The organism is Cyanobium sp. Maggiore-St4-Cus (assembly GCF_024345615.1).
Taxonomy (GTDB): domain Bacteria; phylum Cyanobacteriota; class Cyanobacteriia; order PCC-6307; family Cyanobiaceae; genus Cyanobium_A; species Cyanobium_A usitatum.
Window position 1 is genome coordinate 67,073 of sequence record NZ_JAGQBL010000003.1, and the last position, 17,953, is coordinate 85,025.

15 protein-coding genes and 1 tRNA gene are annotated in these 17,953 nt (G+C 61.3%); 10 read left to right on the plus strand and 6 right to left on the minus strand.

Going from position 1 to position 17,953, the window contains the following annotated elements; translation table 11 throughout:
• Positions 1-3: 3 nt before the first annotated feature.
• A complete protein-coding gene (locus KBY99_RS03440; RefSeq protein WP_254997375.1) occupies positions 4-492 on the minus strand; it encodes a GNAT family N-acetyltransferase in 489 nt (162 codons plus the stop codon).
• Positions 493-500: 8 nt separating this feature from the next.
• On the opposite strand from KBY99_RS03440, the gene KBY99_RS03445 reads away from it, so the two are divergent.
• Complete coding sequence (locus tag KBY99_RS03445) at positions 501-1,322, plus strand: alpha/beta hydrolase (protein ID WP_315857950.1); 822 nt, start codon at positions 501-503, stop codon at positions 1,320-1,322.
• 31 nt (positions 1,323-1,353) lie between these two features.
• On the opposite strand, the gene KBY99_RS03450 is transcribed toward KBY99_RS03445, so the two are convergent.
• Both KBY99_RS03450 and hisG read right to left on the minus strand, forming a co-directional pair.
• The gene (locus KBY99_RS03450; RefSeq protein ID WP_254997377.1) at positions 1,354-3,153 is read right to left on the minus strand and encodes an ABC transporter ATP-binding protein; all 1,800 of its coding nucleotides are present in this window, start codon (positions 3,151-3,153) and stop codon (positions 1,354-1,356) included.
• Positions 3,153-3,800, minus strand: a complete 648-nt coding sequence (hisG, locus tag KBY99_RS03455) for an ATP phosphoribosyltransferase (protein WP_254997379.1) — start codon at positions 3,798-3,800, stop codon at positions 3,153-3,155. The genes KBY99_RS03450 and hisG overlap by 1 nt, the downstream gene beginning before the upstream one ends.
• A 52-nt stretch (positions 3,801-3,852) precedes the next feature.
• Here hisG and gloB point away from each other — a divergent pair, with 52 nt between their 5' ends.
• Complete coding sequence (gloB, locus tag KBY99_RS03460; RefSeq protein WP_254997381.1) at positions 3,853-4,596, plus strand: hydroxyacylglutathione hydrolase; 744 nt, start codon at positions 3,853-3,855, stop codon at positions 4,594-4,596.
• Here gloB and KBY99_RS03465 read toward each other — a convergent pair.
• Positions 4,593-5,708 carry an ABC transporter ATP-binding protein gene (locus KBY99_RS03465; protein WP_254997613.1) on the minus strand — a complete coding sequence of 372 codons (1,116 nt, stop codon included), beginning with the start codon at positions 5,706-5,708 and terminating at the stop codon, positions 4,593-4,595. The two genes, gloB and KBY99_RS03465, sit on opposite strands and share 4 nt — an antisense overlap.
• 74 nt (positions 5,709-5,782) lie before the next feature.
• On the opposite strand from KBY99_RS03465, the gene KBY99_RS03470 reads away from it, so the two are divergent.
• Positions 5,783-6,187, plus strand: coding sequence for a RidA family protein (locus KBY99_RS03470; protein WP_254997382.1), 405 nt, complete (start codon positions 5,783-5,785; stop codon positions 6,185-6,187).
• 15 nt (positions 6,188-6,202) lie between these two features.
• On the opposite strand, the gene KBY99_RS03475 is transcribed toward KBY99_RS03470, so the two are convergent.
• Positions 6,203-6,370: a hypothetical protein gene (locus KBY99_RS03475; protein WP_254997383.1), complete on the minus strand. Its 168-nt coding sequence runs from the start codon at positions 6,368-6,370 to the stop codon at positions 6,203-6,205.
• 358 nt (positions 6,371-6,728) lie between these two features.
• On the opposite strand from KBY99_RS03475, the gene KBY99_RS03480 reads away from it, so the two are divergent.
• Complete coding sequence (locus tag KBY99_RS03480) at positions 6,729-6,875, plus strand: hypothetical protein (RefSeq protein ID WP_254929442.1); 147 nt, start codon at positions 6,729-6,731, stop codon at positions 6,873-6,875.
• Positions 6,876-6,918: 43 nt separating this feature from the next.
• A tRNA-Pro gene (locus tag KBY99_RS03485) sits at positions 6,919-6,992 on the plus strand.
• A gap of 207 nt (positions 6,993-7,199) precedes the next feature.
• Here the strand turns inward: KBY99_RS03485 and KBY99_RS03490 are convergent.
• The gene (locus KBY99_RS03490) at positions 7,200-9,395 is read right to left on the minus strand and encodes a WYL domain-containing protein (protein ID WP_254997384.1); all 2,196 of its coding nucleotides are present in this window, start codon (positions 9,393-9,395) and stop codon (positions 7,200-7,202) included.
• 101 nt (positions 9,396-9,496) lie between these two features.
• Here KBY99_RS03490 and KBY99_RS03495 point away from each other — a divergent pair, with 101 nt between their 5' ends.
• The 5 genes from KBY99_RS03495 to KBY99_RS03515 all read left to right on the plus strand — a co-directional run bounded on the left by KBY99_RS03495 (position 9,497) and on the right by KBY99_RS03515 (position 17,951).
• Complete coding sequence (locus KBY99_RS03495; protein WP_254997385.1) at positions 9,497-10,411, plus strand: hypothetical protein; 915 nt, start codon at positions 9,497-9,499, stop codon at positions 10,409-10,411.
• Positions 10,412-10,550: 139 nt separating this feature from the next.
• Complete coding sequence (locus KBY99_RS03500; protein WP_254997386.1) at positions 10,551-12,602, plus strand: class I SAM-dependent DNA methyltransferase; 2,052 nt, start codon at positions 10,551-10,553, stop codon at positions 12,600-12,602.
• Positions 12,599-13,954 carry a restriction endonuclease subunit S gene (locus KBY99_RS03505; protein ID WP_254997387.1) on the plus strand — a complete coding sequence of 452 codons (1,356 nt, stop codon included), beginning with the start codon at positions 12,599-12,601 and terminating at the stop codon, positions 13,952-13,954. The genes KBY99_RS03500 and KBY99_RS03505 overlap by 4 nt, the downstream gene beginning before the upstream one ends.
• 281 nt (positions 13,955-14,235) lie before the next feature.
• Positions 14,236-14,829 carry a DUF4357 domain-containing protein gene (locus KBY99_RS03510; protein ID WP_254997615.1) on the plus strand — a complete coding sequence of 198 codons (594 nt, stop codon included), beginning with the start codon at positions 14,236-14,238 and terminating at the stop codon, positions 14,827-14,829.
• Positions 14,826-17,951 carry a type I restriction endonuclease subunit R gene (locus KBY99_RS03515; protein WP_254997388.1) on the plus strand — a complete coding sequence of 1,042 codons (3,126 nt, stop codon included), beginning with the start codon at positions 14,826-14,828 and terminating at the stop codon, positions 17,949-17,951. Before KBY99_RS03510 ends, KBY99_RS03515 begins: the two co-directional genes overlap by 4 nt.
• Positions 17,952-17,953 lie beyond the last annotated feature (2 nt).

Below are 17,953 nucleotides of genomic sequence, written 5' to 3' on the forward strand. Positions count from 1 at the left end.
GCGTTAAGGCGAGTACCAGAAAGCGCAACGGCGCTGCAGCGGCTCAAGCTCCCAGCCCTGGGCGACATAGAAGGCCACCACCTCTGGGTCGGCAAACAGGCTGACCCGATCCACTTCCATCGAGCGCAGCTGATCGAGGACGTAAACCATCAACTGCTTGCCCAGTCCAGCGCCCTGATAAAGGGGATGTACGGCCACGTCCCAGACGGTGGCTTCGACGACGCCATCGCCGGTGCAGCGGGCGAAGCCCACCAGCTTTGGCATCCGGGTGTCATGGCGCCACAGACCCACCCGCAGCAGGCTGTGCTGGAGGGCTTTGCGCACGCGGCGCAGGGGCCGGCGGCTCCAGCCCACGGCATCGCAGAGCCGCTCAAGCTCGAACAAGTCGATTTCCCGCTCGCGGCTGAGCACCAGGCTGAGCTGGGAATTGGGCGTGGGGCAGAGCCGGTGCTTGTCCCCGTAGAGGCTGGTGAGGAGCTCGGCCGAAGCCACAGGGGCGGGTGCAACGCAATGGAACGATCCTGCCCGATGGTCGTTCGAGCTGCGATCGCTGCGCCAGCCTGGGGGGCCCGGATTGCCGAGCGCTGGTGCACCAAGCCCCCTCCCCCCTGCTGGTGGCAGTGCATGGCTGGCTGCTGGCCGGCAGGTTGTGGACGCCCCTGGCCGCCGCGCTGGCACCACGCTGGGAGCTGTGGAGTCCGGATTTACCGGGCTTCGGCCAGCGGCCCAGGCCCCGGGGGCTGCAGCCAAACCTGGCCAGCTACGGCCGCTGGCTAGCCGCAGCGGCCCAGGAGCAGGCGGGTGGCAGACCAATAGTGCTGCTGGGCCATTCCCTCGGGGGCAGCATCGCCCTGCATGCGGCGCCCCTACTGGGCGAGCAACTGGTGGGGGTGATCCAGATCGCCGCCGGCGGTGGTGTCTATCAGCCGCGAGCCTTTGCCCAGGTGCGCCGCGGCGGCGCCCTGTTTTTGCGCTGGCGTCCTGGCTGGCTGGCGGAGCTGCCGGGCAGCGATTCGGTGCGCAGCCCCCTGCTCGCCGAGCGCCGGGCAGCCCAGGGCCTGCTGGCCTGCAGCACCGGCCCTGGGGCGGTGCGCCAGCTGCCCCAGCTCACTGCCCGCCTGCAGGTGCCAAGCCTGTGGATTGCCGGCGAACGCGACCAGGTGATGGCATCTCGCTATGTGCGCCATCTGGCCGGTTACGCCCCAGAGCACGAGTTCATCGAGCTGGCTGGAGCTGGCCACCTGCCGATGGGCCAGATGCCTGAGCAACTGGCGGAGCCGATTCAGCAGTGGCTCAGTCAGTTGCCAAGCAGCCAGTTGTAAATCAGCAAGTTGCCAGGGTCTGAAGACTGATTCAGAGCGCGGCCAGGCCCCGCTCCTGCAGGTCGGCCAGCTGGGCGTAGACACCGCCCGCCAGGCGCAACTCGCTGTGGCTGCCCTGCTCAATCAAGTGCCCCTTGCGCAACACCAAGATGCGATCTGCCGCCTCCACCGTGGCAAGGCGGTGGGCAATCACGATGGCGGTGCGCTCCTGAAGCAGCCGCGAAAGATCCCGTTGCAGGGTGGCTTCGGTGGAGGGATCCATAAAAGCCGTGGCCTCATCCATCACCAGCACTGAGGGATCGCGGATCGCCACTCGGGCCACTGAGAGGAGTTGGCGCTCGCCGGAGGAGAGGTTGCCGCCGCGCTCACGCAGCTCGGTGGCAAGCCCATCAGGCAGGCGCCGCAGCAGGGGCTCTAGGCCCAGCTCAGCGCAGATCTGATGCAGGGCTTCGCTGCTGATCGGGGCGTCGAGGCGCAGGTTGTCGGCCACGTTGCCGCTGAACAGGAAGGTGTCCTGCAGGACCACCCCTAGCCGCTGACGCAGGGTGTGAATCGGCAACTGGCGGATGTCGATGCCATCGAGCAGGATCCGGCCGCGCTGGGGCTCATAGAGCCGGCACAACAGCCGGATCACGGTGGTTTTGCCTGAGCCGGTAGGGCCCACCAGGGCCACGTGTTCACCGGGAGCAATGCGGAAGGAAAGATCGGTGAGGATCGGGTCGTCTTCTCGATAGGCAAACGACACGTTGTCGAAGATCACTTCACCAGCACTGGCCCGCTTACTGCCGCTCTGAATGGCTGCAGCAGAGCGTTCACTAGCTGGTAGATCAGCGATCTCGATCGGTTGCTCGAGCAGCTCGCCGATGCGTTCAACAGCGGTGAGCCCCCCCTGGATCTGGGTGAAGCGCTCCGCCAGCTGGCGCAGGGGATCAAACAACCGCTGGGAATAAAGGATGAAGGTGGTGAGGGTGCCTAGGCCCATGGCACTGCCGAGCACCATCCAGCCGCCCAGGGCAAGCACCACGGCCACTGCGCTCAGGGCCACCCATTCGATGAAGGCCGAGATGGCGCTGTCAAACAGGATTGTGCCGTTGACGGCCTCGCGATAGGCGGCGGTGACCTGGGAGAAACGGGCGCTGTTGGTGGCCTCGCGGCGGAACATCTGCACCACCTCCAAGCCCTGGAGGTTTTCCTGCAGATCGGCGTTGAGCTGGCTGAGCTCCTCGCGAACCCGGTAGTTGGCCTTACGGAAGCGACCCTGCAACCAAAGAATGCCGAGCACCACTGGCACCTGGCTGACCAGCAGCAACAGGCCGAGCCGCCACTCGATCGAGATCATCGTGACTGCGATCACCAGCAGGGTGACCAGGTCGGCCAGCACACCTACGGCGCCACTGCCAAACACCTCCGCTAGGGCATCGACATCACTGGTGAGCCGGGTGAGCAGCTTGCCAACGGGAGTGCGGTCGTGGAAGCGCAGCGACAGTGCCATGGCGTGGGCAAACAGGTCGTCGCGGATGCGGGCGGTGAGCCGCTGGCCAACGGCCTGAACGTTAAAGGTTTGGATGCCCTGCAAACCCAGACGCAGCATCACCGCACCAAGCAGCAACAGAACCAGCAGGCGCAGGGCCTCCGGCACCGCCATGCCATCAAGCCAGCCCAGGGTGGGCTCTCGCCGCAACACGGCGATTGCCTGGCCCACCAGCAGCGGCTGCACCGCAGCAGCGAATGCCACCGGGATCAGCAGCAGCAGGGTGAGGCCGAGGCGGCGGCGATCACGGCCGAGGTAGGGCAGCAGGCGGGCTAGGCGTTGCCGGTCAAGGCCTGCCATCAGCTACCTCGGGGGGTGGCAACCAGAGCGATGCGGTCGACGATTCCCTGTAGGGGACCGTCGTCGAGTCGCAGAGCTAAGGGGTGGCCCACCAGCCTGGCGGTGGAGTGGAAAAGATCTTCAATGGCGATCAGGCCGTTTTCCTCCAGGGTGCGACCGGTGGCTACCAGATCGACGATCGCCTCACTCATGCCGGTAATCGGTCCCAGCTCTACAGATCCAGCTAGATGGATCAACTCCACCGGTAGGTCGAGGGCATCAAAGAAGGCCTGGGCGCAGCCGGTGAATTTGCTAGCAACGCGGCAGTGGGCGGGCAGGTCGGAAGCGCGCCGATAGCCACTACTTGCCTTCACGGCCACGCTCATGCGGCAACCACCGAAACCCAGATCGAGCAGCTGGGCCACCGGCAGCTGGTGTTCGCGGATCACGTCGTAGCCCACCACGCCGAGCTGGGCCTGGCCGTAGGCCACGTAGACGGGCACATCGGCATTGCGCACCAGCAGGGCCCGGGCCTGACCGCAGGCGCTGGGCACCATCAACTGGCGGTTGCCGGGCTCAAGCAGGCCAGCGAAATCGAGACCAGCGGCCGCAAAACGGGCCACCGAATCCTTCAGCAGGGCACCTTTAGCGAGGGCGACGGTGATCATGCCGGGGCTGCAGCGGTGATCATGGAAAGGCGCCACAAACTGGACTTTAACGATGCAGCAACTCAGCGTCGGGCTGATTCCGGTACTGCGCGACAACTACATCTTTCTGATGCAGCGCCAGGGCCAGGCGGTGGTGGTCGATCCTGCCGTGGCAGAGCCAGTGATCGCTGCCCTCGAGCAGCAGGGGCTGGAGCTGGTGGCGATCCTGCACACCCACCACCACAGCGACCATATCGGCGGCACCCCCGGACTGCTGGCCCGCTGGCCCGAGGCGGCGGTGCTGGCCAGCCGCGACGACCTGCTGCGAATTCCGCTGCAAACCATGGGGGTGGGCGATGGCGACAGCGTTGAGTTGCTGGGTGAGCAGGTGCAGGTGATCGCCGTGCCGGGGCATACCCGCGCCCACATCGCCTACTACCTGCCCGCTTCCGGGCACCTGTTCTGCGGCGACACCATGTTTGCCGGGGGGTGCGGGCGATTGTTTGAGGGCAGCGCAGCCGACATGCATGTCTCGCTGCAGCGGCTGGCCCAGCTACCGGCAGCCACCAAGGTGTGGTGCGCCCATGAATACACGCAAGCCAATTTGGGCTGGGCCGCCGCGGTGGTGGCAGCCAGCGATCCCTGTGCCGGTGCTATCGAGGCGCGGCTGACGGCGGTTGGGGCGGCGCGGGGCCGCGGCGAAGCCACCATCCCCAGCAGCTTGGAACTGGAGCGAGTCACCAATTTGTTTGTGCGAGCCAGCAGCCCGGAGCAGTTGGCCGAGCTGCGGCTTAGTAAGGATCACTGGCCCAGCTAGGGCCGCTGGGCAGGGGGGCCAACCTGCAGGGCCTGCTGGGTTGGGAAGATCACACCAAGGGCTCCGGGGCGCAGGGCTAGCCGGCAGCGTTGGCCCCGGCTGTATTCGGCCTCCAAAGGCAAGCGCAGCCGCAGTTTCAGATCACCGAGCTGCACTCTGTAGAGCCATTCCCGGCCCAGGAATTCGCGCCCCTGCACCCAGGCCTCACCCTCCGCATCTGGATGGAGACCAATCGCCTCAGGACTGACCAGCACCTCCTCGCTTTCACCTGCAGTTCCCGCTTGGGGCAACAGGGAGGAGCCGGCTGTGGCGTGCAGGTTTCCTAGAGCTGTGATCACCTGCTCACCACACCGCTGGGCCGGCAGCAGGTTGCCTTGAAGCACAAAGCGCCCCACAAAGGAGGTGGCGGGGTGCTGCACCAGGTGCCTGGGGCTAGCGCATTGGTGCAGCACCCCATCGCGCAACACCGCCACCCGATCACAGATGGCGAGTGCTTCTTCGGGATCGTGGGTCACGATCAGGCCGCTGGCACCACAGCGCGAAAGCACGGCGGGCAGCTCGCTGCGCAGCCGCAGGCGCACCTCCACATCAAGATTGGAGAAGGGTTCATCGAGGAGCACCACGGAAGGGCCCGGCGCCAGGGCCCGGGCCAAGGCGAGCCGCTGGCGCTGGCCGCCCGAAAGCTCGTGGGGATAGCGGCACTCCAAGCCATTGAGCCCGAGCAGCTCCATCAACCAGCTAGCCCGGCTGCTGTCCTGACCGCGCCGCAGGCCAAAACAGGCATTGCGCCAGGCGTCGAGGTGGGGGAACAGGGCGTAGTCCTGGAAAACCATGCCAACGCCGCGGCGCTCCGGTGGCAGCCAGCGGCCGGGACCGGCCACGGCCCGGCCGTCGATCAATACCGAACCGCGCTCTGGACGCTCAAAACCAGCGATCAAGCGCAGCAGGGTGGTTTTGCCGCAACCGGAGGGTCCAAGCAAGCCCACCAATTCGCCCTGATGGAGGGCTAGATCAATGCCCTGCAACGTCCAGTCGCCTGCTGTGGCATTGGCGTAGCGGTGCCACAAGCCTTGCAGTTGCACGTGTTCGCGCAACGGCAACTCGGCAGGCATCAGCTCGGCAAGGGGGCTGGCGATCGGCGCAGGACCGGCAAGGGCCATAGGCTCAGCCACCATCCTGACCTGGCATGAGTCACCCGATGCAGCCCGAAGCCGTAATCACCGCCAGCGCCCCTGCGCCAGTAGGCCCTTACAACCAGGCGGTGAAGGCGGGGGGAGTGCTGTATTGCTCCGGTCAGATCGCCCTGGATCCCAGCACTGGCTTGATGGTGGGGGCTGGTGATGTGGAGGCCGAGACCCGCCAGGTGCTCAGCAACTTGCAGGCCGTCCTGGAAGCTGGCGGCAGCAGCCCAGGACAGGTGCTGCGCACCACGGTCTTTCTGGCAGACCTGGGCGATTTCGCTCGGGTTAATGCGATTTATGCGGAGCTATTTAGCGATGGGGTTTCGCCAGCTCGGGCCTGCGTCGAAGTCGCTGCTCTGCCCAAGGGGGCTCGGGTGGAAATCGACTGCATTGCCTTAGTCGCTGAGTAACTGACTGCCAAGGAATTAGTTGGGCGGATTTAAGGGGCAATCCATCAGCCCGGCAGCTTGCTCGTCTACGGCGCTGAGTCGCTCCAGGATTGAACGCAGGTCGAGGACGGACAACTCGCCATCTTGCCCCCACTTCATCACCGAGCGACCGATATCAGTTGAGTCGCTATTGCCGGAGCTCATCACCATGACCAGGACCCCGCGTGTTGATTTCAACACTAGCTAGGCGCGGGGAGCATGAATTCAAATAATTCGCCCTGCACCAGCACCGAGCCCTGGCAAGGGCCAGGGGACTGGGGATGACCCCGGACTGGAGCAGCGCAAAAGGTCTGCAAATGTGACGTCCACTCTTCGGCGCGGAAGACGGCGTACGGGGAGGAAACCGGGGCGGATGCTGGGGCGGATGCCGGGGTGGAAATCATGACCCTGGGCAATTAATACACCCGTACTATAAGCGAGAGTTTGCATTGTCAACGGGCCATGCCAGCCCTGGTATGGCCCGCTTTGGCCAGGATGATGGATTCGCCTGTCTGCGATTGAGATGAAACTGCCAGAGGGTTGGCGGGTCTGGCTGCTGGTTATTGGGCTGAATGTCCTAGCCGGCTATCTCTGGTTTATCGATCGAGGCGTCGAGCCGCCAGCCGCTGGCGGCAACCTCCTCGACCTGATCCGATCCCTGGGCCGCTGAGCCTTGCCTGATGGCGCCGGCGCACCCTTAAGCTCATCAGCGACGGGGCGTGGCGCAGCTTGGTAGCGCGGGTGCTTTGGGAGCACTAGGTCGCAGGTTCGAATCCTGTCGCCCCGATTGACTTTTCACCGATAGGCCTTCAAGGCTAGTCCCCAAAAAGGTCCCCAAAGCGTGCTCAAGCGTTTTGGGGCTATCTCTTTAGGCGGCTGCTTTCAGTGTCAAAAGGGTTCCACCCGCGCCGGCAAAGCGAGGAACCCGGCCACTTCTCAGGGGCCTTCCATCAATTGCTCAGCGGGATTTAGTCGTGGCTGCGTAGTGAATGACTCAGTCACTACGCAGCCGATTGGAAAAACGGCTGCGCAGTGCTTGCTCAGCAGGCTCTGAACTTGGCTGCCGGCTGCCATTGGCCTCAATCGCTTCCCGGCAACGGTCCACCAGCTCCTGCCGCAGCACGTCGGGGCTTTCAATGCGAATGCCACCGCCAAAAGCAAACAACCAGCTGCGTAGGTCTATGTCGGCTGCCACGGTCCAGAGAGGTAGGTCCAGCTCCACCGGATAGGGGTGGCTGTCGCTAGGGCCGGGCTCCAGCACATGCGGCGCCTTGGGGTGGTGCCACCAGCTATCGCCAGTCAGCGGCTTGGAGAAACGCGTGTGCTCGATTGGGTAGCGCTGCAGCCCCTCGCGGATGAAGGCAAACGCCCAGGGGGCGCAGCAAAAGCGCAGGGTGACGAGTGCCTGGCTGCGCCGCTGGGCCGATGGGCTGGCAATCGCCAGCTGCTGCTCAAGATCACTCCCGAAGTAGATGCCACCGCTGTGGTGCAGCAAGCGCTCCAGGCGGCTGAGGGCGGCGGCGTGCTCTTCCGGGCTGCGGCGTAGGTCTCCATTGCTGGGGGGAGAGGCGAGGCGATCGAGCCGTTCGCTGCGGATGAGCCCTTGCTCATGGCCCACCTGGTCTTCCTCGTAGAGGAGATACCAACCGACGTTGTGGAAGATCAGCTGCAGCGGCCATACCCGCAGCTCACCAGCGGGGCTGTCAGCAAAGCTGCCAACCCCCGGGTAGCGCTGAAGCAGAACACGCCTGTGCTCAACGATTGCGGCCTCAATGGCGTCTGCCCGCCTAGGTGCTGCCAGCGAATCGCGCCGCACCAGGGCGGTGTCCACCACCGCATGGCGCGCATAGCTGCGCACTGGCGCTACACCATTGGCGCTGATGCCTGCCCAGCCCAACCGCTCATCCAGCTCCACCAGCAGGTTTTGAGCAGAAGGGTCGGCCAGGCGGCCGGCGCTCTGGCGCAGCACGTTGTGCAGCTCCTGCAACCGCGCCGCAGGCAGCACAGCGGTGCCCAGGCAGTAGCCGTGTCGCACGTTGTCATTGCGATTGCGGAAGCCGTAGGGCGTAAGGATCTTTTCGAGGTCCTTACGCAGCGTTGCCGTTTCACCGCCTAGGTAGGCACCAGGGATGGCCTCGGTGGCGACAATCAGGTACTGGTGCAGGTTGGCGCCGCGTTCTGCCGGCCGATCAAAGGGCTGTTGCAGCAGATGGCGCAGAAGCGTCATCACCCGCAGAAACACCGGTCCATCGCCCATGGGCGGCAGCCCGCCATGGCTTGCGCCACTTCCAGCATCACCCCGCATGCGCTGGGGAACCTCTGCCAGCTGGATTGGAGCAGACACCGGCACCGCGCTGCAGAAGCCATTGGCCTCCAGCCAGGCCAAATCCCCCCGGATCGCAGTGGCATCAGCAAAACACTGGCCATGCAACTGGCCTAGAAACGCCGCCGCACGAGCGGCCAGATCACCCTGGGGCAGTGGCGAGAGGATCGCCTCCAGCTCCTCGGTGCTGGCCGGATCAGTTGGCGACAGATCAGGCCAGCTGCTCAGCAGCTTGATCAGATACAGCAGCCGCTCGAGATCAAGCAGCCGCGAGTAGCCGTGGCGCTGCAGCTTGCGCTCACGGTTGGTGGCAGAGCGGATGCGCTTATCAAGCCCGGACAGTTCGGCCTGCAGCACTGGCGTCAGCTCGCCGTGATGGGTTGGCACCACAGCGCAGATCGCCGCAAACCCCTCCGCTCGGCATGGCCCGAAATGCGGATCGGCAAGGGCAGCGGCCATCTCCTGGATTACTGGCACCGGCACGGCCCGCTCGCGCCGGCTGTTCCACTCCAAAGAGGTGGGCAGGTCTGTGTAGAGCCACCAACCGATCCACTCCACTGGCGCTGGTAGCGGGAGAGCATGGGTGATGGCCAGGCGCCAGGGGCGGCGGGCATGGGTGGCGTCAACAATCACCGGAGTGCCCGCAGCCACGGCCTCTTGAATGCGCTGGTGCAGCCGCTGCTGGATATCAACCCAGGGGCCCTGCACTGCTGCATCACCAAACAACTCCGCGCGGATCACGTCGGTGGAGAGCACCAGCGCAGGGGCCTCCCCGGGTCCAGTGAGCAGGGGCGCCAATGCTTTTGCCAGCGTGGTTTTACCGCTGGCGGGCTGGCCGATCAGCAGGTGGCAGCGCAAGGTCGCCATCGCGGCAGAGGCAACAGGGGCTTCCACTATTTCGCACGAAAAAGAGCATCGCCAGCCCCCGCAGCGTTGACGCTGCATTCAGCAACACGTTCCTGCCTCCCTTGGCCCATTCCTGCAGCAGCAGTGCCCGCTCCACACCACGGCGGGCTGAGAACTCCTACGCGCCGCCAACGCCCTTAGAAGACCTGCACATCCTCGATTTCCTCGAGCTTGCTGGATCCCAAGCCAAGGCAGGTGCGGCGCTAGCGATGCACCAATCGACGGTGTGCCGCAGCTTGCAGTTGATGCAGCAGCAATTCCAGCTGCTGCCACGCCGTGGAGCACCCATTTTCCGGCACGGCCACAACACCTGTCTGCACCACCTGCGGCTGGCCTACAGAGAGCACCGGCTGATGGCTGGGCTGATCCGGCTCGGTACAGACCTGCTGCACCAAAGCCTTTTGCATGGCATGGCCGGCGTACAGCTTGTGCCGCCCCGCTTTCGCAACGCTGAGCACTGGGCTGAGCTGGTGAACCATGGCCTCCTCGATGGCGCAATCGTTAGCTCCTTTTGTCTGGAGCAGCAGCTGCAGTCAGGTCAATCGCCCAAATGGGACGGGCTAACCGCCATGCCCATGGGGCAGCTGGCCTTGCAGCTGGTGGCCACAACTACAGAGGCAAAGCAAGTGTTGCTGCCGCGACGGGGTGCGCTGCCGCTGCTGCATCAAGCCCTGGAGTGGCACGGTCTTGGAGTTGCGGCGCAACCAGAGGCCTGCCAGGAACCTGCTGCCTGGCTCAAGCGGGCAAGGGACCGCAAGCTGGCGATGCCCGTCTGCGCTGAGCTGCTAGGGCCTGGCTGGCTAGAAGCCAATGCTCTGGTGCCGCTAGCAGCGCAGCCACCACTGATCGAGCAGCTATGGCTGCTGCTACCCCGTAGTGCGGCTCACAGCAAGGCGGCACGGCTTTGCCTGCGGCTACTGAAGGTCCGGATCAATCGGGCAGCAACAGCGCCAGTGGCAGCAGGGGTTGGGGCGTGAGGAGCAGCAGCAACGCTGGCTGGTATGCCCCTCAACTATGCGAGATCTGCATGAAATCCAGCACCAGCCTGGATTTCAAAGGCCACAGCGCTGCTGACAAGTCCACTAACCCGCAGCAGAATTGGCTGTCTTGCAGCTGATGCTTTTCTCGGTGGATTCAGGCTTGGCCGAGCAAGAGTTCACCGGCGCATTAGAAGCCCTAGGTGGCTCCACCAGTAATGGCCGATTGCGCGAGCTGTTGGGCTGGAGCGAGCAGGTTTATGACGCCGTCAAAGCCACCCTGCTCTCATCAGATCGAATCAAGACGGGACGAGGCCGAGGTGGTTCGGTTGCCTTGATCGACCCTTCGACAAACCAGAACCCTTCTTCTACTGCGAAGTCAGCCTCCTTAAATCAAACCGTGACGACCACTTCCACACAGCTCGGTTCCCAGTCGAGCCCTCAGTCCGCTGGCCAGCAAAACCTCTCCGCCTTTATCTGGTCCGTCGCCGACCTGCTGCGGGGCGACTACAAGCAGAGCGACTACGGCAAGGTCATCCTGCCCTTCACGGTGCTGCGGCGGCTGGACTGCGTGCTGGAGCCAACCAAGGCGGCAGTGCTGGAAGAGAAGGCCCTGCGAGAGGGTCAGGGCCTCGACCCCGAACCCTTCCTGCTGCGTAAGGCGGGCCACAACTTCTGCAACACCTCGCCGCTGGATATGAAGCGGCTGATGGGGGATGGCGACAACATCGCCGAGAACCTGCGCAGCTACATCCAGGCGTTTACCCCAGCGGTGCGGGAGATCTTCGAGAGCTTTAAGTTCTACCTGCAGGTGGACGAGCTGGAAAAGGCCAACCTGCTGTACCTGGTCACCGAGAAGTTTGGCCAAATTGACCTGCACCCAGAAACGGTCAGCAACGCCGAGATGGGGTTGGTGTTCGAGGAGCTGATTCGCAAGTTCGCTGAATTATCCAACGAGACCGCAGGGGAACACTTCACCCCCCGCGAGGTCATCCGATTGATGGTGAACCTCATCTTCATAGAAGACGACGCCGCCCTGACCCAACCGGGCATCGTTCGCAGCCTCTACGACCCAACCGCTGGTACAGGCGGGATGTTGAGCATTGCAGAAGAACACCTGGTTAGCCATAACCCCACAGCCCGCCTGGTGTTGAGCGGCCAAGAGCTGAACGCAGAGAGCTATGCCATCTGCAAAGCGGACATGCTGATCAAGGGCCAGGACATCAACAGCATCTGTTTTGGCAACACCTTGTCGGATGATCAGCTTCCGGAGGGGAAGTACGACTACATGCTCTCCAACCCACCGTTTGGCGTGGAGTGGAAGAAGATTCAAAAGGAAGTAGAAGCTGAGTCAAAAGCACTGGGGTTCGCCGGTCGCTTTGGCCCTGGGCTGCCAAGGGTGAGTGATGGTTCCCTGCTGTTTTTGCTGCACCTGATCAGCAAGATGCGGTCAGCTCAGGACGGCGGCTGCCGCTTTGGCATTGTTCTCAATGGATCTCCACTCTTTACCGGAGGAGCAGGCTCAGGCGAGAGTGAAATCCGCCGCTATGTGTTGGAGAACGACTTAGTGGAGGCGATCATCGCCCTGCCCACCGACATGTTCTACAACACGGGAATCAGTACCTACATCTGGATTCTGAGCAACCGCAAGCCAGCCCAAAGAAAGGGCAAGGTGCAACTTATTGATGCCAGTAGCTACTGGCAGAAGATGCGCAAGAGCCTGGGCAGCAAGCGCAAGGAGCTATCACCTGAGCACATTGATGAGATTACAAAGCTGTTCGGGGCCTTCGAGGAAGCAGAAAAGGAGGGCAAGCCAATCAGCAAGATCTTCCGTAACGAGGACTTCGGCTACCAGACCATCACGGTTGAGAGGCCGGTGAGAGATGAGGCAGGGAACATTGCCCTTGGCCAGAAGGGTAAAGCGAAGGGGCAACCTCAGGCTGATAGCAGCTTGAGAGACACAGAGAACGTGCCGCTATCAGAAGACATCGAGACCTATTTCGAGCGAGAGGTGCTGCCGCACGTACCTGACGCCTGGATTGACCACAGCAAGACCAAGAAGGGTTACGAGATTCCCTTCAACAGGCACTTCTACGTCTTCACGCCGCCTAGGCCACTGGAGGAGATAGACGCCGAGCTGAAGCAGGTGACCGACCGGATCCTGGAAATGATTGGGGGGCTGTCGACATGAGCCTGCACTCATATCCAGAGTATGTAGACAGCCCTATCCATTGGCTTCACAAACAGCCGATTACATGGGCCGCCAAGCCTGTGAAAGTAATAGCAAGCATCAATGATGAGACACTTACGGAAGCTGTCGACTCTGAGCGCACGATTGAGTATGTCGACATTGGCTCAGTCAGCCTGTCAAAGGGAATAGAGAAGACAGAGACCCTGCTTTTTGGTGAGTCGCCATCAAGAGCCCGGAGGGTACCAAGAGAGGGCGATGTTCTTGTCTCAACAGTGAGGACGTACTTAAAAGCAATTGCCCCGGTAACCAACCAACCCTCGAACCTTGTTGCATCTACGGGATTTGCAGTTGTAAGACCAAGACCAGAGATAGAGCCCAGCTATCTCAAATACGCGCTTCAAGAAGAGCACTTTATTCAGGAGGTGATATCACGCTCCACTGGGGTCAGCTATCCGGCAATTAATGCCTGCGACATTGGGCGAGTACTGGTCTCCGTTCCAGGCAAGGATGAGCAGCAGGTGATTGCAACCTTCCTCGACCGCGAAACCACCAAGATTGACGCCCTTATCAGCGAGCAGCAACGCCTGATTGAGCTGCTTCAAGAGAAGAGGCAGTCGGTCATCTCACATGCGGTGACCAAGGGGCTAAACCCGAACGCACCGATGAAGGGCTCGGGAGTGGAGTGGCTGGGTGAGGTGCCGGAGCACTGGGAAACAGGGAAAATCAAGCACTACTTCAGAACTACCAGTGGCAGCACACCCAACAGCGATAAGCCAGAGCTCTACTACACAACAGAGGAAGACGAGCATGGAACACCCTGGATAAGAACGACTGACATCGACAATGACGAAGTCAATACTGCAGTAGTGTTTATAACCCCGAAAGCCCTTGGGGACACAGCGTGCAAAGCACTACCTGTGAATACAGTTCTCGTTGCTCTCTACGGTGGTGGCGGGACAGTAGGCAAGAACGGAATACTCAAGATTGAGGCAGCTGTAAACCAAGCTCTGTGTGGCATTCTGCCTTCGCCCAAGGCTCTCCCCGAGTATGTCCATAAGTACATCCAGTTCTTGAGGCCGTTTTGGATGGAAAGGGCTGTTAGTTCCCGAAAAGCAGGCAACATCAGCCAAGAACTTGTCGGCGACACAACCTTCCCCATTCCGCCACTTCAAGAGCAAATGGCAATCTTGAGAGCCATTGAGGAGAAACTCAAGGAACTGGATGAGCTGGCAATACAATCTTCTGAATCACTTGTATTGCTGGAGGAACGCCGCTCGGCCCTCATCTCTGCTGCGGTAACGGGGCAGATAGACGTCCGAGGACTGGTAGAAGCGGAGGCTGGCAAGCAGTGACCATCACTCCCAAGACAATCCAAATCTTCCTGCCCAGCGGCGAGCCTCACGGCATTCGCATTGCAGAGATAACCACCCGGATTGTCCAGGTCATTGAGGTCCCACGAAGTCTGCTGAACAGCTTCCTGGGTATGGAGCAAAGCTCCCAGGTAGGCGTCTACTTCCTGATTGGAGAAGACACAGAAGACGGCGATCGCTTGGTGTACGTCGGTCAAACGGGCGATCTACGTGCCCGGCTTACTGCCCACAACCAGAGAAAGGACTTCTGGGAAAGGGCCTTGGTGCTGACCTCCAAAACCAACAGCCTCACTCAAACCCACGCTCTTTTCCTGGAGTGGCATTCTCTTCAGCAGATACGCGATGCAGGCCGCTTTGCCGACGAGAACGGCAACAGTGGCTCAAGGCCGCACACACCAGCCCCGCTGGAAGCCGAGTGCTTTGAAGTGTTTGAAACAGGAAGTGTCCTTGTCTCCAGTCTTGGGTACCCCCTGTTTGACCCTGTAGCCAAGCCAAAGCAGAGCCAGGAACCAGCGGAAATCCTCAACCTCCGTAGCCCCTCAAACGGAGTAGAAGCCAAAGGTCTCTACACAGCAGAAGGCTTCGTCGTACTGGCCGGTTCAGTTGGCCGTGTTGACACAGCCCCCTCCCTTGGGGAGACCAACGAACGATGGAGACAACGACTTCTAGACAGCGGCGTCATGCAACTTGATGACCAGGGCCAGCTTGTGTTTCCGAAAGACCACTTGTTCAAGTCCCCAAGCGGTGCTGCCATTGCCTTGCTCGGTCGCACCGCCAATGGGTGGAAAGAATGGAAGAGTAACCAAGGGCAGACTCTGCATCAGCTGATTCGGGAGCCGGAGGCCAGCAACCCATGAGCGTCCACTTCGAATCCGCCTTCGAGAAGGAAGTCTGCGAGTACCTCGGCAGCCATGGCTGGCTCTACCAAGACAAGACGGCAGACAACTACGACCGCAAGCTGGCGCTCTACCCGCCAGACCTGACCGCTTGGCTTGAAGACTCGCAGAAGGACGCCTGGGATACCTACAAGCAGAAGAACGGCAGCAAGGCAGAAGCCAACCTTCTGCAACGCATTCGAGAACAGCTCGACCAGCAGGGCACCCTCGACCTGCTCCGCAACGGCATCGAGGTCATGGGTCTACCCAAGGCCCTCAAGCTGGCGGAGTTCAAACCCGCCCTGGGCCTCAACCCAGAAATCCTTACTCGCTACAACGCCAACCGCCTGCGAGTCGTCCGCCAGGTGCGGTACTCGCTGCACAACGAGAACAGCATCGACCTGGTCCTCTTCCTCAATGGCATCCCGGTCGCCACCGTTGAACTCAAGACCGACAACACTCAGTCGATAGACGACGCGGTGTGGCAGTACAAGACCGACCGCCTACCCAAGCTCGCTGGCAAAACCCCTGAACCCCTGCTGAGTTTCCCCAGCGGTGCCCTGGTGCACTTCGCCGTGAGCTGCCGGGAGGTACTCATGACAACGAAGTTGGCAGGGCCGGCCACCGTGTTCCTGCCCTTCAACAAAGGCAGTGACCCTGGCGGCAAGAACTGCGGCAAGGGCAACCCCGTGCCTAATGGCCCCGGCTACCCCACCGACTACCTGTGGCAGGAGGTGTGGGAGCGGGAGAGCTGGCTTGAAATCCTCGGCCGCTACTGCATTGCCGAGCGGAATAAAAAGAAACAAATCACGCGGATTCTCTTCCCTCGCTACCACCAACTTGTGGTCACCCGGCTGCTGCAGGAAGCGGTGCGGAGCGAAGGACCAGGGCAGAAGTACCTGATTCAGCACTCGGCTGGCTCTGGCAAAACCAACTCCATTGCCTGGACCGCCCACTTCTTCTCTGAGCTGCACGACGCCAACGATCAGAAGGTCTTCGATTCGGTGCTGGTAGTCAGCGACCGCAACGTCATTGATACCCAGCTGCAGGAAGCCCTCGAATCGTTTGAGCGCAAGAAGGGCGTGGTCGCTTCCATCACAACGGACAAGGGCATCAAGAGTGACCAGCTGGCAACGGCCTTAGGCGGGGACAAGAAGGTGGTGGTCTGCACCATCCAGACCTTCCCGGCCTTGATGAACAAGATGCAGGAGATGACGCTTAAGGGCGGCAAGCGGTTTGCTGTCATTGCCGACGAGGCCCACAGTTCCCAGACCGGCCAGGCCGCCGAAAAGCTCAAGAAGGTGCTCAGCGCCTCAGATGTTGCAGACCAGAGCGACGGCGCTGAAGTCTCCATAGAAGACGTACTGGCGGCCCAGATGTCAGAGCGGGTGAAGGAAGACGGCATTACCTACGTCGCCTTCACTGCCACGCCGAAAGCCAAAACCATGGAGCTGTTCGGCAGGCGACCCAACCCCCATGAACCAGCTGGCGACGGGAACCTGCCGGAGCCATTCCACGTCTATTCGATGCGGCAGGCCATAGAAGAGGAGTTCATCCTTGATGTCCTGCAGAACTACATCTCCTACTCATTGGCCTTCCGTCTGGCTCAAGACGGGCGGGGTTTGGCGGATGAGGAAGTGGAGCAGAGCGCAGCCAAGAAGAAGCTCATGGGCTGGGTGAAGCTGCACCCCCACAACATTGCCCAGAAGGTCGAGATCATCGTCGAGCACTTCCGTCAGTTCGTCTGGCCACTGCTCGATGGCAAAGCCAAGGCGATGGTTGTGGTGGGATCGAGGAAGGAGGCAGTGCGCTGGAAGCTAGCAATCGACAAGTACATCAAGGCAAAGGGCTACCAACTAGGCACCCTGGTGGCCTTTAGCGGTGACGTTGACGACAAGGAGTCAGGCCCTGATCCCTTCAACGAGAAGAGCAGCAGCTTGAACCCAGGCCTTAAAAGCGACATCCGTGAGGCATTCAAGGGCGAGGATTACCAAATACTGCTGGTGGCCAATAAGTTCCAGACTGGCTTCGATCAGCCGTTGCTCTGCGGTATGTACGTGGACCGGCGGCTATCTGGCATCCAGGCCGTGCAAACCCTCTCACGTCTGAACCGCTGTTCCCCTGGCAAGGAAACCACCTATGTCGTGGACTTTGCCAATGAGCCAAACGACATTCTGAATGCGTTCAAGGCCTACTACCAGACCGCTGAGCTGGCAGAAGCAACAGACCCAAATTTGATTCTCAGCCTTAAGGCCAAGCTAGATAGTCAAAACCACTACGACGAATTCGAGGTGGATCGGGTGGTGAAGGTACTGCTCGCCCCTGGCAGCAAGCAGAGTGAACTGATCGGGGCACTGGAGCCTATTGCCCAAAGGCTGATGCACGCCTTCAAGGAAGCACGCCTGGCCAAGCGCAATGCAGAAGATGCCAACGAACCAGACGGGATCAATAAGGCAAAGGATGAAATAGATGCCCTCACCCTGTTCAGGAGCGACATGGGCACCTACGTGCGCTTCTATATCTTCCTGTCGCAGATCTACGACTATGGCAACACCAGCTTGGAGAAGCGAGCACTGTTCTACAAGCGGCTGCTACCGCTGTTGGAGTTTGAGCGAGAGGTGCCAACCGTTGATCTAAGCAAGGTCGTCCTGACGCACCACACGCTCCGGAACAAGGGACAATCAAAGCTTGACCTTCAACAGGGAGAAGTGGTTCAGCTTGCAGGCTTAGCCCCTGGTGGTGGTTCAGTTCAGGACAAGGAGAAGGCCTTGCTATCAGCAATCATCTCCAAGCTGAACGACCTATTTACAGGCGAACTCAGCGACGAAGACAAGGTGGTCTATGTGCGCTCGGTGATCCGCAGCAAGTTGCTGGAATCACCCACCCTGCAGCAGCAGGCCTCTGCCAACAGCAAAGAACAATTTGGCTCGTCTCCCGATCTTGGTAGTGCCCTGATGGACGCAATCATCAGCGCTCTAGATGCCCATCAAACGATGAGTAGTCAGGCCCTGGGTTCGGCCACCATTCGAGATGGCATGAAGGAGATCTTGCTGGGCCAAACAGGTCTCTACGAAGAACTGCGTGAACGCGCCGCCGCCGCCTGATC